16 protein-coding genes are annotated in these 14,883 nt (G+C 58.3%); 12 read left to right on the top strand and 4 right to left on the bottom strand.

Annotated elements, in window-relative coordinates; all coding sequences use genetic code 11:
* Window positions 1–57 precede the first annotated feature (57 nt).
* Window positions 58–294 carry a hypothetical protein gene (locus AACL53_RS21440; RefSeq protein ID WP_339086695.1) on the top strand — a complete coding sequence of 79 codons (237 nt, stop codon included), beginning with the start codon at window positions 58–60 and terminating at the stop codon, window positions 292–294.
* Complete coding sequence (locus AACL53_RS21445; RefSeq protein WP_339086697.1) at window positions 294–1,802, top strand: sodium:solute symporter; 1,509 nt, start codon at window positions 294–296, stop codon at window positions 1,800–1,802. Before AACL53_RS21440 ends, AACL53_RS21445 begins: the two co-directional genes overlap by 1 nt.
* A 36-nt stretch (window positions 1,803–1,838) precedes the next feature.
* On the opposite strand, the gene AACL53_RS21450 is transcribed toward AACL53_RS21445, so the two are convergent.
* From AACL53_RS21450 to AACL53_RS21460, 3 genes are all read right to left on the bottom strand, one after another.
* A complete protein-coding gene (locus AACL53_RS21450) occupies window positions 1,839–2,627 on the bottom strand; it encodes a molybdopterin-binding protein (protein WP_339086698.1) in 789 nt (262 codons plus the stop codon).
* Window positions 2,624–3,472 (bottom strand): cytochrome b/b6 domain-containing protein, encoded by an 849-nt coding sequence (locus tag AACL53_RS21455; protein WP_339086699.1) that lies wholly within the window; start codon window positions 3,470–3,472, stop codon window positions 2,624–2,626. The genes AACL53_RS21450 and AACL53_RS21455 overlap by 4 nt, the downstream gene beginning before the upstream one ends.
* A gap of 91 nt (window positions 3,473–3,563) precedes the next feature.
* Window positions 3,564–3,857, bottom strand: coding sequence for a pentapeptide MXKDX repeat protein (locus AACL53_RS21460; RefSeq protein WP_339086701.1), 294 nt, complete (start codon window positions 3,855–3,857; stop codon window positions 3,564–3,566).
* A 230-nt stretch (window positions 3,858–4,087) separates the two neighbouring features.
* Here AACL53_RS21460 and AACL53_RS21465 point away from each other — a divergent pair, with 230 nt between their 5' ends.
* From AACL53_RS21465 to AACL53_RS21480, 4 genes are all read left to right on the top strand, one after another.
* Complete coding sequence (locus AACL53_RS21465) at window positions 4,088–4,585, top strand: DUF2165 family protein (RefSeq protein WP_339086702.1); 498 nt, start codon at window positions 4,088–4,090, stop codon at window positions 4,583–4,585.
* Window positions 4,586–4,762: 177 nt separating this feature from the next.
* Complete coding sequence (locus AACL53_RS21470) at window positions 4,763–5,737, top strand: aliphatic sulfonate ABC transporter substrate-binding protein (RefSeq protein WP_339086703.1); 975 nt, start codon at window positions 4,763–4,765, stop codon at window positions 5,735–5,737.
* A 78-nt stretch (window positions 5,738–5,815) separates the two neighbouring features.
* A complete protein-coding gene (locus AACL53_RS21475) occupies window positions 5,816–6,586 on the top strand; it encodes an ABC transporter permease (RefSeq protein ID WP_339086705.1) in 771 nt (256 codons plus the stop codon).
* 6 nt (window positions 6,587–6,592) lie between these two features.
* A complete protein-coding gene (locus tag AACL53_RS21480) occupies window positions 6,593–7,348 on the top strand; it encodes an ABC transporter ATP-binding protein (protein WP_339086706.1) in 756 nt (251 codons plus the stop codon).
* A 61-nt stretch (window positions 7,349–7,409) separates the two neighbouring features.
* On the opposite strand, the gene AACL53_RS21485 is transcribed toward AACL53_RS21480, so the two are convergent.
* On the bottom strand, window positions 7,410–8,192 hold the full coding sequence (locus tag AACL53_RS21485) for a DUF4239 domain-containing protein (RefSeq protein WP_339086708.1): 783 nt from the start codon (window positions 8,190–8,192) through the stop codon (window positions 7,410–7,412).
* A 977-nt stretch (window positions 8,193–9,169) separates the two neighbouring features.
* Here AACL53_RS21485 and AACL53_RS21490 point away from each other — a divergent pair.
* The 6 genes from AACL53_RS21490 to AACL53_RS21515 all read left to right on the top strand — a co-directional run bounded on the left by AACL53_RS21490 (window position 9,170) and on the right by AACL53_RS21515 (window position 14,856).
* Window positions 9,170–9,496 carry an STAS domain-containing protein gene (locus tag AACL53_RS21490; protein ID WP_339086710.1) on the top strand — a complete coding sequence of 109 codons (327 nt, stop codon included), beginning with the start codon at window positions 9,170–9,172 and terminating at the stop codon, window positions 9,494–9,496.
* Window positions 9,493–9,861 carry a response regulator gene (locus tag AACL53_RS21495; protein WP_339086711.1) on the top strand — a complete coding sequence of 123 codons (369 nt, stop codon included), beginning with the start codon at window positions 9,493–9,495 and terminating at the stop codon, window positions 9,859–9,861. Before AACL53_RS21490 ends, AACL53_RS21495 begins: the two co-directional genes overlap by 4 nt.
* Window positions 9,858–11,861 (top strand): chemotaxis protein CheA, encoded by a 2,004-nt coding sequence (locus tag AACL53_RS21500; protein WP_339086713.1) that lies wholly within the window; start codon window positions 9,858–9,860, stop codon window positions 11,859–11,861. Before AACL53_RS21495 ends, AACL53_RS21500 begins: the two co-directional genes overlap by 4 nt.
* A gap of 5 nt (window positions 11,862–11,866) precedes the next feature.
* Window positions 11,867–12,373 carry a chemotaxis protein CheW gene (locus AACL53_RS21505; protein WP_339086715.1) on the top strand — a complete coding sequence of 169 codons (507 nt, stop codon included), beginning with the start codon at window positions 11,867–11,869 and terminating at the stop codon, window positions 12,371–12,373.
* A gap of 141 nt (window positions 12,374–12,514) precedes the next feature.
* Window positions 12,515–14,368 carry a methyl-accepting chemotaxis protein gene (locus AACL53_RS21510; RefSeq protein WP_339087020.1) on the top strand — a complete coding sequence of 618 codons (1,854 nt, stop codon included), beginning with the start codon at window positions 12,515–12,517 and terminating at the stop codon, window positions 14,366–14,368.
* Window positions 14,368–14,856, top strand: a complete 489-nt coding sequence (locus AACL53_RS21515; RefSeq protein ID WP_339086716.1) for a chemotaxis protein CheW — start codon at window positions 14,368–14,370, stop codon at window positions 14,854–14,856. Before AACL53_RS21510 ends, AACL53_RS21515 begins: the two co-directional genes overlap by 1 nt.
* The last annotated feature ends 27 nt before the right edge of the window (window positions 14,857–14,883 follow it).

Below are 14,883 nucleotides of genomic sequence, written 5' to 3' on the forward strand. Positions count from 1 at the left end.
GTGCGGTAGCGTCAGTTTCCACGATCGAGAAGCGGTTAAAATGAGGGGGTGTTCGCCGTGTCCGACGACCGCAAGGCCAATTCCAACAAACACGCTCCGTGGATCATAGGATGGTTCATTCTCGATGCGGTCGTGGCGCTCGCTCCACCGATTTACTGGGCTGTTGACGGCGACAGAACTGCGGTCTTCGGCCTGCCGGCCGTCGTGATCTACTTCATTGCCGTAGCCGTCTTCATAACGGCGAGCATCGTCGCGGCTTATCTGGCCGAAGCCCACTCGGGAGAGGCCGGCTGATGCTCATCACATTTGGCGCCATCGCAATATTCTTCGCGATCATCATCGTCGTTCTGCAGCTCAGCGGCATCAAGGATCGTGACTTCACAGACTACGCCGTAGGCGGCCGGTCGTTCGGGGCACGCTATCAGGCGATGTCGTTTCTCAATACCTGGTATCCCGGTGCGATGTTCACGGCGTTCGGGGGCATGGCGGCGGGCGCCGGCGTGATCTCGTTCTACGTTCTTTCCTACAGCCTGCTCACCGTCGTCCTCATGTACTTGATGGCGAAGCCCGTATGGATTTGGGGGAAGACGTTCAATCTTCGCACGCAGCCCGATCTTCTGGCGCTGCGCTTCGGCTCGCGTCATATCCGGACGATTGCGGCCGTCGTCGGCATCATCTCCGGCGTTCCGTGGCTCGTTCTCGGCATGCAGGCGCTCGGCACGCTCTTCCAGCATATGTCGCTCGGGACGCTGTCGTTTGCCGAAGCCGTCATGCTTGGCGTGGCCGTCATCGCACTCCGCCAGGTGTGGACGGTGCGTATGGGCATGCGCGGCGTCGTCATCTCCGACATGGCGCAGGGCATCGTCGCCTACATCATCGGTAGCGCGGTGCTGATCGGCCTTATCGTTTGGATGGTGCTCGCACGCGGCATCACGTTCGACGCGCTGGATCAGAAGATGTTCGCCATACCCTCCATCGGTTCGACAGAGGGCCCGCTATATCTCTTCAGCCTGATCCTGACGGGCGCGATCGGCGGTTGGTGCTGGCCGTACATTTTCGTCCGGCTCTTCACCGCCGATGGTGTGGAAAGCCTAAAGAAGTCCGCGGCGCTCGCTGTTCCGCTGTCGCTCGTCTTCGGCGTTGCGCTGCTGATATTCGGAATGTTGGGATCGCAAATTCCCGGTGTCTCGGCGCATCCCAACGACGTGTGGTTCATCGTTAGCAAGGAAGCTGGAGGGCTTTGGCTCTTAGGACTGGCGGGCGTGATCGTGCTCGCGGCTTCGATGGGGCATACGGACGGCAACATCCAAGCGACGGGCGCGCAGATCGCCAACGATCTCGTCGGCAACTACTGGCAACTCGGCGAGCGTCAGCTGATCGTCATCGCCAAACTCGGGATGCTCGGATTGACAGTGTTGTCATCGTGGCTCGCTTGTCTGGAGTTGCCCGCGCTCTTCTCGCTCGCTGTCCTTGCCTATCAGGGCATCATCCAACTTGCCGTTCCGCAGTTCCTTGGCATCTTCTGGAAACGAGGCAACAAGTACGGCGCGATCGCCGGCATGGTCGCGGGGTTCATTGTTGCGGTCGTTCTCGAGCTTGCGCATCCAGGTTACCTGCCATGGGCATATGGGCTGACCTCGGGTGCCGTCGCGCTCGCCGCCAACCTGACGATCTACGTCGCAATGGCCTACCTGCTTCCCCAATCTCAGGCCGAGCGGCGGCGCGTCGAAGAGCTGTTCGATTTGATCGAGGGCAAGCGTTCGGCTGCGTCGCTTTCGAAAGGCGTGCGAGAGCCGGCATAAGGTCTAGGGCCGTGCTGTTGGCACGGCCTCGGACTTTTAGATGCCCGCGTACCAATCGTACCCGAGGTCTTCCCAAAATCCGCCCTTGCCGCGGCCCATATGGGCGAAGCTATCGACGAGCTCGATGGTGTGAACATATTTGGGCTGTTTGTAGCCGAGCGCGCGCTCGATGCGGACGCGGATTGGTGCGCCGTTGGCGACGGGCAGACTTTCGCCGTTGAGCCCGTACGCCAAGATCGTCTGCGGATGGCGCGCGTCGATAAGATCGCAGCTCTCGTAGTAAGGCACCGCACCGGCGTTGTCGTCGTACTTGTCATAGCAATGAAAGACGACGTAACGCGCATTCGGCTTCAGGCCGACTTCGTCAAGAATGCGCGAGAGCGGCGTGCCGGTCCATTTGGCAATGCAACTCCATCCCTCGACGCAATCGTGGCGGGTGATCTGCGTTCGTGATGGCATGTTTTGTAGCTCCGCGAGCGAATAGTTTCGCGGCCGCTCGACGAGCCCGGTTACCGCGAGGCGGTAATCGGCAAACCCGTTGTCTTTGAGCGTCACATACTCATTCGTTTGCGGATCGGTCGATCCGTTGGGGCGTTGGCCCTGGCGAATCTCGGTCTCGGAATATTCCGGTGCGAGCGCGCCGTTACGGATCAGCAGCCGCTGGGCGTGGTAGGTGAGATTGTTTGCTTTTTCTAGAACTGCACGAGCGCGACTGTCGTTCTGGCTCAGGAAATCGAATGTATCGCAGCCGCCGAGAACCAGCGATGAAGCTCCGACGGCGCCCGTGACCAAGAGTTTGCGGCGGGTCAGCATGATCTTGCTCATGGCTTCTTCCCTTCATTCGCGACCTTGTCGGGGCTTGTTCGATACCACCCCGTTATCATCGAGCGCAGTTCGTTGATGGGGCCCGCCAATAAAACCATCATCACGTGGACGAAGAAAAACAGGACGAGCAGGAACATCGCGAGGAAGTGGAGCGTGCGCGCCGTCTGGCGGCCGCCGAAGATTTCGACCAGCCAGGGAAATCCCGCGTCAATGCCTGGGCTCATCGTCAGTCCGGTTGCGATGATCAAGGGAAACAAGACGAAAAGCACGACGCAGTAGGCAAGTTTCTGGAGAACGTTGTAACTCTTGCCGTGATGAAAGCGGAAGCGCACGTGCTCTTTAACGTCGTGCGGAAAATTCTCCAGATCGTTGCGCGTCGGTGCGAGGTCGCGGCGCAGGTGGCCGTTGGCGAGGCTTGCCATCAGCCAAACGATCAGCGTCGCAACGAGCAGCCATGCAAAGAAGAAATGAACGACACGTCCCGTCCCGAGATCCCGGTACGAGGGAATTGTGAGCGCTGCCGGAATACCGCGATAGCTCGGGTTGTCCGCGGAGCCGCTCACACCGAAGACGCCGGTGGTATTGAATTCGTGTCCAAGGATGTTCGTCCGGCCCTCGGGGCCATTAGGTGTGTCGACGGCACGCATGCTCAGAACGGCGTTGTCGAATCCGAAGCCGCTCTGATTGCCGATGTAGAGCGTCGGATGCGCATTGAAGATCTGCAGCCCCGACAACAGAAGAAAGAACAGGCAAACGGCCCAGGTCCAATGGGTGAGCCGCGTAATGAGGGCCTGGCGGTAGATGAGCGGTCCTTGCGACGCCGCGCTTTCATGAGCGATAGACATTTGCTCTCCGCATTTTATTAGAACGGGCCACGATCCGTGTTCCGCGCTTCACCCCGGGGAGGGAAGCGCGGAGCAGCTATTCTCCGGAACCTTACTTCTTTTCCGGAGCCATCGAGTCATGAGCCGTCTGGCCCATGGCGTCCGACCCCATACTGTCCTTCTTCATCGCGCCTGAACCCATGGCATCTTTACCCATGCTGTCTTTGGTCATTGCGCCGGACCCCATACTATCCTTTTTCATTGCGGCGGAATCCTTGGTCATGCTGTCGCTTTGCATGGCGTCGCCCGATTTGCTCATGGAATCATCGGCAAAAGCGGGGCTCGCCAGCGAACCGGCAGCGATGAGAGCGACTGTGAGGAAGATACTGCGAATGTGAAGGGCCATGCCAAAATTCTCCGGACCGGCGTGACCACCCGGACCTCATGGCCGGCATGCACGCTGCCTCTCGTTGTTCGATGGCGGCGCGGGGAAGGTTACATGGGGGGATAAAAAAATCTGGCGGGTCGAACTGCCGTGAATCCTAGGATAGTTAAGGTGACGGCAGGCAACTGCCGTCGGGCGGACCGCCTGCCGATCGGTCGCGGGGATAAAAATCGAATGCAGGGGACAAGCCGATGCTCATAACGCGCTATGCCAAGATCGTAATGTGCCTGGCGCTCGGCGCGGTTTGCCTATTGGTTGCTTTCAACAACATCACAGATTACGGCACGAACTACGTATTCGTGCAGCACGTGCTGAGCATGGACAGCACGTTGCCCGGCAGCAACCTCAAGTACCGGGCGATCTCAAATCCTCTCCTTTGGGAAACGGCATACGCCGCGATCATAACGGCGGAGGCTCTGACCGGCGTTTTGTTCATCGGCGGAGCGGCATCGCTTTGGCGTACGCGTAAGGCGCCGGCCGAGGTATTCAACCGTGCAAAGGGTTATGCGATTGCCGGGGGTACGCTTGCGTTCCTCGTCTGGTTCTTCGGCTTCATGGGGATAGGCGGCGAATGGTTCGCGATGTGGGAATCGCAAACGTGGAACGGCCAACAGTCGGCCTTCCGGTTCTATATGACGATGCTTGCGGTGTTGGTTTTTCTAAATCAGCCCGATTCCGATTTGGAGTGACGGCAGCGATGCGCTAGTCGCGGTTGGTCTTCGGGGCGCGCTCAGCGAGGCGCCGACGCCAAGCACTAGGCCGCGATCAGTTTCGATCGCAGAATATCGTCATCACTTCTTCTTCGTTAAGTCTGCCCCTTCGACCCCTTAGAACTCTGCTCGGGTTATTCAAAGGGGTACCACAAGATGAAATTTTGGGATCGGGCCCGGGCATCGCTAGCCCTTGGCTTCGCGCTTATTTTGTCTTCTGCAGCGAACGCTGCGGATAAGATCACAGAAATCAGAATCGATTGGGCAACGTACAATCCTGTTTCGCTGGCGCTCAAGGACAATGGGCTTCTCGAAAAGGAATTCGAGAAGGACGGGATCGCGATCCGCTGGGTCCAGTCCCTCGGCTCCAACAAAGCACTCGAGTTTCTCAACGCGAGTTCGCTCGACTTCGGATCGACTGCAGGTGCAGCCGCGCTCGTCGGAAAGATCAACGGCAATCCGATCAAATCGATTTACGTTTATTCGCGACCGGAATGGACTGCGCTCGTGACGCGGCCGGATACCGGGATAACCAAGGTTGCCGATCTCAAGGGCAAGCGCATTGCGGCGACGCGCGGCACCGATCCACATATCTTTCTCGTCCGGGCTCTCCAGGACGTGGGCCTGACGGAGAAGGACGTAACTGTCGTTGTTCTTCAGCATGGTGACGGCAAAGCTGCGCTCATTCGTGGGGATGTCGACGCTTGGGCGGGCCTCGATCCTCTCATGGCTTCCGCCGAGATCGAGAATGGCGCGAAGCTCTTTCATAGAAACCGCGAAGCCAACAGCTGGGGTGTGCTCAACGTCCGGGAAGCCTTCGCCAACGAACATCCGGACATCGTCAAGCGCGTGCTCGCAGCTTATGAAAAAGCTCGTGAATGGTCGATTGCTCATCCGGCGGAGCTGCAAAAATTACTCGTAACGGCGACCAAGCTTCCGGACGCGGTCATTGCCAAGCAGCTCGGCGAACGCACCGATCTCACATTCTCCAAGATCGGGCCGTTGCAGCGGGACACGATATTGGCCGCCGGGCTCGCGCTTCAGAAAGCCGAGGTGATCAAACCGGATGTCGATGTCGCTGCAATCGTCGACTCGCTGATCGATGCCAAGTTTTCGACTGCTTCCAACTAGAATCCAATGAGCATTGTAGAGCAAGCCGGCTTTTCGATTAACGAACGACCGACCACCAAAGCCCGCCATCCGAAAAGGATGCGCGGGCTTACCCCTATTTTCGTCGGCTTCATTTTGCCAATCACGCTAGGGCTCGGATGGGAAATTGCCGTCCGCTCCGGTGTTGCCGACGGACGCCTTGTGCCGCCGCCGTCGCGGATTGGCGAAACGCTATTGGAACTCGCCCAATCCGGAGAACTGTTGCTGCACATCAAGGCGACGTGTCTGCGCGTCCTCGCCGGCTTCAGCGCCGGGACGCTCGCCGGCACGCTACTCGGAGCCATCGCCGGTTATTCGTTGCTCACGCGCCGGCTTGTCGATCCGACGCTTCAAGCATTGAGAGCGGTTCCCTCGATCGCGTGGGTTCCGCTTTTCATTCTCTGGTTCGGAATTTTCGAGGCTTCGAAGGTCATTCTTATTGCGGTCGGCGTTCTGTTTCCTGTCTATCTCGGCGTTCTCGGCGCCATTCTGTCGGTCGATCGGAAAATCGTCGAGGTTGGGCGTGTCTTTCGGCTGTCGCCGTTCGCGCTCACACGGCGTGTGCTGTTACCCTCCATCCTTCCGGCTTATGTCGTCGCGCTCCGAGGCGGTCTTGGCCTCGGCTGGATGTTTGTCGTGGCGGCGGAGTTCATGGGCGCTTCCGAAGGGCTTGGGTATCTTTTGGTCGACGGCCAGCAGCTCGGAAAGCCACAACAGATCGTAACGGCTATACTGATCTTCGCCATTCTCGGTCAAATTTCCGATTGGCTGCTCTCCACTGCCGCGGCGCCATTCCTTCGCTGGCAAGACTCCTTCTCGGCCAGCGATTGAAGACCGATGCTTGAAGCGCACCAGATTCGAAAAATGTATCCGAACGGCACAGTCGCGCTCCACGACGTTTCGTTGAATGTGACTGCAGGCGAGATTGTTGTGATCGTCGGTGGCTCGGGATGCGGAAAGAGCACCTTGCTCCGCGTGTTGTCGGGCCTTGAAAAACCATCAGCGGGCTGGGTTGCGGTCGATGGCGCGCCGATCGAAGCACCTCATCCGGCGGTTGGCATGATCTTTCAAGAACCGCGGCTGATGCCTTGGCTGACCGTCCAGCAAAATGTTGGATTCGGACTGTCTCACCTCTCAAAGGCTGAGAGGCGGGCGCGGATCGAAGAGGTTCTCGCGCGGGTTGGACTTGCCGATTACGGCCGCCATTGGCCGCGCGAGCTCTCGGGCGGTCAAAGTCAAAGGGTATCGATCGCGCGTGCGCTCGTCACACAGCCGAGTGTTCTCCTGCTCGATGAACCGTTCTCGGCACTCGACGCCTTCACGCGCATCGAGCTTCAGGATCATTTGCTCGAATTGTGGGCGGGCGGCCAGCAGACGCTGGTGCTGGTTACGCATGACATCGAAGAGGCGGTGGCGCTGGCAACGCGGCTCGTCGTGCTGAAGCCGGCCCCGGGGCGAATAGCAACGACGTTCGACGTGCAGCTAGGTCAGCCACGCAGCCGTCTCTCGATCGAATTCGGAGACGAGAAGAAGCGTCTTCTTGCGGCACTCGACGATTCCCTCTCCGAATCTCGCGCGCACGTTGCCGGCTAGCCTTCGTGAGGCGATTGAATGAACGCGCAGATAGAATTTTCTGAAAGGTCGAGACCAAGCGTCAGGTGCGATGGCCGAAATCTGTGAGAACCCTACTGAGAGCTTCGCTATCGATATGCACGGGTCCGGTGAAGGGATGATCGATTGAAACGATCACGAGCAGGCCCATAAAGACGATCGTCGATAAGATACCTGTCATCAAAACTTGAGCGCTGAGATTTTCGGTTCCAAAGAAGAACGTGAATCCGACTGTGAGGATCGCTCCACAAACCAAGACAAGCCACAGAACGCTTGGCACGATGCCGGCGGCAAGCTGAATTCTCGTTCGCCGAGACTGGGTAAGGGCGTCGAGCTGTTTGAACATCTCGGTATATACCGCCGACGGGGCGCCGTTCGCGCTGCTGGCGCGAATTACCGCCAGGTAAAGATCATCCAGTGCTTTCCGGACATCTTCGCTCGCGTCTTCTCCGGCCATTCGCGGCCAGTCTTTCTCAATCGCGAGAGCCAGATAGTTGCTAAGCGCGTTCCGCATCACAACCGAGTCAGGGACAGGGCCAGCGGAGAGTCGATAAAGCGTTGCGGATGCCCCCGCTTCTTGAAGGACAGCGGTTTCGGCATCGCTAAAGCGCTCCCAGACGACGATTACCGCGAATGCCAGAAGGACCGCGTAGATGACGCCAACGGTCGCAAATTTAAAGCCGGCAATTTCATTGTTCGACGTCAAACGCTCCAGTCCGACTTTGTGCCGGACGAATACTGTGCCGATCATCGCGGCTGCCGTTGGGATGACGACGACCAGGAGCGTTCCAAGCCAAAGAGGGAGTGAGGACAGGTAATGCGACATCGACTGATTTCCCCAAGACTAGCGTTGTCTGGAGAATAAGCATGGTCACGCGAAGCGCGCATCTACTCAGTGTGCTGATGCTATGTAGGCTGAGCAACGGCTTTGGGGTCGACTTCGGATGCGAACGGAAACCGCGGATGCGCTTCCTTAACGCTTTCGCGGCGAGACCCGCTGCCTGCCGAGCGCCCGGCGCCCGAATTCTGCAGACGCCGAAATGTCGCTAACCTATTGATTTCTCGGCGCGCCGGAGATGATGGAGATGAGAGCTTCTGCGTCGTTATTACGGTTGATTGACCGCCGTGTTTTGCTGGGAGCCACGCATGCTTCCAATGCCTGCTGTCTGCCTGCGTACGCCCGAATGGTAACGATGTGGGCTAAGGGCCGATTTCGTCCTTAGAGTTGGCGAGGAGCTTCGGTTTCAGGCCGAAGCACTATTCCGTCCGTTCGATCATGGCGCAGGCCGCGCCGACCTCGGTGTTGTGAAGGGCCGCTTGGGTAGCATCTGATGGCTCTCATGAGTCACCAAGTGTGGGTCTTCCTTTGAGTCGTCGGAGCCGTTGATCGAGCTTTGGGGACTGCGTTGGCATCATCCGTCGATCTAAAATCGAGAAATAGTTGTCTTGCCGAGAGGTCGAGCGTTTTTCTGGGATTGGATCCGAATCAAGTTTCGGAGTTTTGCTTCGGTTGCATTAGAAAGATAAATTGGCGGCGCAAATGTGCGCGCGACAAATGGGGGCTTTAAATTGCCACCCCCAATAAGCATGACAATTCAGAATTTGCGGATTCGCTTAATCGTTTAAAGGCCGCGAGTTGCGATGTGGCGGCCATTCGAAATAACTTTGAAATTTCAGCGGTAATGTGTCGCCGATTCATTATTGATTTACCAAAATAATGGCTAATCAAACGACGTTCACGATTTGCCCGAGAGACCGGTCTGATTCGGATCGATTTGTTGAGCCAACTTAGGATCGGGAGTAATGGCAAATAAACTCACTTCGAAGTCGATTAGTCTCGACGGATTGTTGACAATACGTACTGCCGCAACGGCCAAGTCTCAGATTCTCGGCGCTCTTCAGGGCGTGCAGAACCTCACGATCGAAATTCCTCCGGATTCGGATGCCGATATAGCCGGGATACAGGTCGTGCTGGCGGCAAGAAATCAAGCGGCCAACGAATCAAAACAGCTTTCTCTATCAAGTCCGATTTCCGGCCGGTTTCTGGAAGTCATGGAAAAGGCGGGTTTCATGGAATGCCTGGACGCCGGTGATAGAGGGTTTTGGCTCCACGATCAGGTGAATAAATGACAGCCTCAATTTTGACGGTCGATGATTCTTCCAGCATCCGGGTTGCGATTAAGATCGCTCTCAGCGGAGCCGGATACTCCGTTACTGAGGCCGTTGATGGAGCGGACGGGATCCGAAAGGCCAACGCAGGCAAGTTTGATCTGATCGTGACCGACCTGAATATGCCGGTCATGGACGGCCTGACAATGATCGAGGAACTGCGAAAAATACCGGCGCATTGCGGAACGCCGATTATTTTCCTGACGACCGAGTCTGACGCCGCAATGAAGCAGCGAGCCAAGGCCGCTGGGGCCACGGGCTGGCTGACCAAGCCGTTCGACGCAGAAACCTTGGTGAAGATCGTCAAGAAGGTCCTTGGAAAATGAGTGCAAACCTCGATCCAGTCGCGACCTTCCGTACCGAGGCGCGCGAGCTTCTCGAGCGCGTGGAGCAGGCGCTGCTCGATCTCTCCAATCGGCCTGACGACCGCACGCTGGTGGATGAAGTCTTTCGTGGGTTTCACACGCTCAAAGGGTCCGGCGCGATGTTCGGATTTGATGCGCTGGCATCATTCACCCACCATTGTGAGACGGCGTTTGACAAAGTCCGCAAGGGCGAGGTCGCTGCCACGAAGGAACTCGTATCGACAGTCCTGGCCGCGCAAGATCACATGCGCTTCTTGATCGAGGGCGGCGGCTCATCTGATCCCGCCGCCGGCGAGACGCTTCTCGAGCGTCTGGCGCGCGACGTCGAGGGAGCAGTCGGCGGTGCCGTCGACGCCCCAAAAACCGCGAAGTGGCGCATTCGCTTTGCGCTTCCGCACAATGCCTTGGCCAACGGCTGCAACCCGATGGCGCTGCTCGCCGAGCTGCGCGATCTCGGCGACTGCCGGGTCGAGGCTGACACCTCGGAAGTGCCGCCTTTAGCGACCCTCGCGCCCACGTGTTGCTGTATCACTTGGAACGTCGAACTCTGGACGGATAAGCCCCGGTCCATCATCGAAGACGTCTTCATTTTCATAATCGACGATATGGAGCTCGATATTCGGGAAGTCGACGCGGCGTCTCTTGTCGAATCCGGAGCAGAAACACCGGTTGCGGAGCCGGCCGTCGAACGACAGCCTGTCACCACGACAGCCGCCGCAGACCCCCCCGAAGTCGCCAAGCAGGCAACGCCCACCTCAAGCGTGGATGCCCGACAGGCCGCGAAAGCGAGTGAAAGTGTCCGCGTCCCGGCGGAACGCCTCGATGAGCTTATGGACCGCGTCGGCGAACTCGTCATCGCGCAATCGCGCCTTAGCCAGATCGCGGCGGCGAGCCCAGATCTCAATCTGCGTGCCGTTTCAGAGGATATCGAGCGGCTCTCGAGCGAATTGCGCGACACCATGATGGTGCTGCGGATGGTTCCGGTGGGCACCTTATTCGGCCGCTTCCGCCGGCTCGTTCACGACCTCGCTCGGGATACCGGCAAGGTCATCGACCTTACGACCGATGGAGAGGCAACCGAGGTCGATAAAACCGTTATCGAACGCCTTGCCGATCCGCTTGTGCATCTCGTGCGGAACGCCGTGGATCATGGTCTCGAAACGCCCGAACAACGTCGGGCAGCGGGAAAACCCGAAGCCGGTCAGGTCCGGCTCGCGGCACGACAGTCTGGAGGCGAGGTCATCATCTCGATCACCGACGACGGTCGCGGCGTCGATCGTGCTCGCGTCCGGGAACGAGCAGAATCTCAGGGCTTGATCACCGCAGGTGCCCAGCTCGGCGATCCGGAACTGCTACAGCTCATCTTCCAACCCGGCTTCTCTACGGCGCAGACCGTAACAAACCTGTCAGGCCGGGGTGTCGGTATGGACGTCGTAAAGCGCACCGTCGATGCTCTCAGGGGTTCGATCGATTTATCGAGCCGGCCCGGTGAGGGTTCGGACGTATCGCTGCGCATACCGTTGACGCTCGCGATCATCGACGGGCTGTTGGTGCGCGTCGGAACCGGTCGCTATGTCATCCCGCTTTCAGCGGTCGAAGAATGCCTTGAGCTGACGGTTGAAAAGGACCTTCGGTCACACGGTCGGAGTTTCATCTCGCTGCGAGAGTCTCTCGTGCCATTCCTGAGGCTGCGCGAGCTATTTCATACCGGCACGGAACCTGATCGCCACCAGAAAGTCGTCGTCGTCTCGACCGGTTCGGAACGCGTCGGTCTCGTCGTCGATCAAATCATCGGTGACCATCAGACCGTTATCAAATCCATGTCGAAGCTTCATGAGGACGTCGCCACGTTCTCAGGTGCAACCATTCTTGGAGATGGTTCAGTCGCGCTCATCCTGGATATACCCCACCTAGTTGCTGCGGGTCAGAACGAGGAGGCGCTTTTGCGCAAAGCCGGATGAGCAACATGCAAGAAGACGGTCAAAACCTAAACACCAAATCTGGAATGATCGAGGTCCTTACCTTCGACCTCCAGGGTGAAACGTTCGCGCTCGGAGCCGGCATTGTCCGAGAGATCATGGACATGGCAGCGGAAACGCGAGTGCCAGGCGCTCCACGTTTCGTCGGCGGCGTGATCAATTTTCGCGGGAAGGTCATCCCGCTCGCCAATTTACGGCTTGCCTTCGGCATGGAGGCAAGAGCCGCAACTATCGATAGTCGCATCGTCGTGATCGAACTTGATCTTGACGGCACCCCCACGTTGATAGGTCTGCAAACCGATCATGTGCATGAGGTGACGACTCTTGATCTTGCTGCCAGCGAGCCGCCGCCGAGCGTCGGCATGCGCTGGCGATCGGACTATGTGACTTGTCTCGTCAAGAAGGGCAGCGACTTTATCGTTCTTCCCAATCTGCAAACCATCTTTTCCGATCGATCGAATTCGGTGGGAGGGTCACTCAGGGCCGTCGCCTAAGCACTTTTCTGGAATGCCCTGCGCATGCGGCGCTGGCGAGACTCATGATGAGTTCCGTTTGATAGCATCGGTGAAGCTGTCGCCATCCGTTCATTAGGTTCGACGGAGACCACGGTGTCTCCGCTTAGAAAGGGCATAAAAATGCGATTTACGATCAAGACAAAACTCGCGATCACCTTCACGGTTCTGACGCTGTTATCCTGCGTCATGGCGGGATTGTCGATCATGAACCTGAGTTCACTCAACGCCGCTATAGGTCAGATGATCGAGGGTCCGGCAAAGCAGATCCAGTTGATCGGCAGCCTGCAGAACTCGCTCAATCAACTGGCACGCAACGAGAAGAACGCAGTTCTCACCGATGATGCCGCATTGATTGCGGAGTTCAAGAAAAGAGCTGATGACGCGGCGGCGCAGGTCAATACGCTGATGCCCGCGATCTCAGCCATAGCAAGCAATGACGTGAAGAGCCTGCTTGGCGAGTTCGAGACATTGTATCGCGAATACCGAACCATCAACGAAGAAGTCCTTCGCCTTGCTACAATCAATACGAGCGAATCGGACGTCCAGGCTGGTGCGCTGTCTATGGGTGATGGTCGGAAGAAGATGAACGCAATGTTCGCAGTGTCAGATCGGATCAGCGATGCTGCTGTGAAGGACATGAATGCGACGAATGAGGCGACGAATGAGCAATATGCTACTGCCCGCAATGTCGTAATTGGAGCCGCTACTGTACTGCTCTTGATCTCGGTTACTGCCGCCGTGTGGATCTCTCTCAGCGTCTCAAGAGGTTTGGCAAAGGGTGTCGAACTTGCCCAGGCAGTTGCCATCGGCGATCTCGATCAGCAGATCTCGACCAGCACCAATGATGAGATAAAAGATCTGATCGATGCCATGAACCGGATGACTGCGAACCTTCGCGTCACTGCCAGCCTCGCCGACAAGATTTCGAACGGTGACCTCACTGTCGAGCCGACCCCTTTGTCCGAGAAGGACACACTGGGACTTGCTCTGCAGCGCATGGTCGAGCGTTTGCGCGGTGTAGTTTCCGATGCCATCGCGGCATCCGACAATGTCTCGTCGGGCAGCCAAGAACTGTCGTCGACCTCCGAGCAGATCTCTCAGGGCGCAACCGAGCAGGCAGCTGCCGCTGAAGAAGCCTCTGCCTCGATGGAGCAGATGGCCGCCAACATCAAGCAGAACGCCGACAACGCAGCGCAGACGGAAAAGATTGCTCGCCAGTCGTCAAAAGACGCCGAAGCGAGCGGCGAAGCCGTCACCCGCGCTGTCAACGCCATGCGGACGATTGCCGAGAAGATCGGCATCGTTCAGGAGATCGCGCGCCAGACTGACCTTCTTGCCCTCAACGCTGCTGTTGAAGCGGCGCGCGCCGGCGAACACGGCAAGGGCTTCGCGGTGGTTGCTTCCGAAGTACGCAAGCTCGCCGAGCGTAGCCAGACCGCAGCCGCCGAAATCAGTGCGGTTTCTGGAGACACGGTCAAAGCAGCGCAGGAAGCTGGCGAGATGCTGACACGCCTCGTGCCGGACATTCGCAAGACGGCCGAACTCGTTTCCGAGATCAGCGCGGCGTGCCGCGAGCAGGATATCGGCGCCTCGCAGATCAACGAAGCAATTCAGCAGCTGGATAAGGTCACGCAGCAGAATTCTGGCGCTTCGGAAGAGATGTCGGCAACCTCTGAAGAATTGGCTGCACAGGCCGAGGAACTGCAGACGAGCATCACCTTCTTCCGCATCGACAACTCCGGCGGCCGCCCGGCACCCAAGGCTTCTCCGGCCGCTGCTCGCCGCCCGCAGCCCAAGAAAGCTGAGTTCAAAGCAACGCAGGTGGCGGCCAAGGCAGCCCCCGCCAAGGCTCGTAAAGCGACCATGCAGCGCGGAAACGTCTCGGAACTGCAATCGCGGGTCAAGGGCTTCGCGCTCGAGCTCAACATGGGCGGTCCCGACGACGCTGACGCCGAGTTCAGGGAGACGGCATAATGGCAAACGCGACGCATGAATCTCAGGTTGTCACGTTCTGCCTCGGCGAAGAAGTCTTCGCGGTTCCCGTGACCCTGGTGCGTGAGATCTTGGACTACAGGCCTGCATTCAAGATTCCCAACGGTCCCGACTATCTCTTGGGACTGACGGACGTGAGGGGCCAGGGCGTGCCGACGATCGACCTGCGCGCCCGGCTCGGCCTCTCGAAAACGGTGCCAACGCCACATACGAGAATTCTCGTGCTCGATGTGGCGTTGGAGGATCGCACGTTATCTATGGGCCTGGTGGCTGACCGGGTCTTCGAGGTGGCGGCTTTTTCGGCCGAGCAAATCGAGACGGCGCCGGACATCGGAGTTCGCTGGAACTCCGACTACATCGCCGGAGTCGTGCGGCGCGCCGATGGCTTCGTCGTGCTGATCGATCTCCCGCTTCTCTTTTCGGGAACCCAATCGGCGATGCTGATGCCGTCCCATGTTGCCGTCGCCTAATAACATCTGGAGTGGATGGCGTGCTAG

It is taken from the genome of Hyphomicrobium sp. ghe19 (assembly GCF_902712875.1).
Lineage (GTDB): Bacteria > Pseudomonadota > Alphaproteobacteria > Rhizobiales > Hyphomicrobiaceae > Hyphomicrobium_B.